The following is a 378-nucleotide window of genomic DNA, read 5'->3' as shown; positions in this document are numbered from 1 at the left end:
CGGCCTATTGGGGCGCCCTGGCGGAAAGCTGGCTCAAACCGTCCTGACCCTTCCTGTTCCCGTGTCCCTGACTGCCCCGGGCGTGTTGTAGGCGCCCGGCACTTTAGCGAGCCCGCCAGAAGGCTCAAAAGTCTCCAAGGAACATCCCATGAGCGTCTCGACTCCCTCTGTTTCCAGGACCCGGCAGGTGGTTGCCGCCGTGGTCGGCAACGCCCTGGAATGGTACGACTTCATCGTCTACGGCTTTCTCGCCAGCTTCATCGCTCGCCAGTTCTTTCCCGCGGAAGACGAATACACCTCGCTGCTGATGGCCCTGGCCACCTTCGGCGTGGGTTTCTTCATGCGCCCGGTGGGCGGTGTGCTGCTGGGGATCTATTC

1 pseudogene is annotated in these 378 nt (G+C 62.7%); it reads left to right on the top strand.

The features are described from left to right. Positions 1-148 precede the first annotated feature (148 nt). Positions 149-378, top strand: a pseudogene (locus NR073_RS11060) (MFS transporter); the annotation flags it as partial.

The sequence above is a fragment of the Micrococcus sp. Mcc28 genome (genome assembly GCF_024519775.1).
GTDB classification, from domain to species: Bacteria; Actinomycetota; Actinomycetes; order Actinomycetales; family Micrococcaceae; genus Micrococcus; species Micrococcus luteus.
The sequence above is the reverse complement of the archived record's forward strand: the minus strand, read 5'-3'. Positions and strand labels throughout refer to the sequence as shown.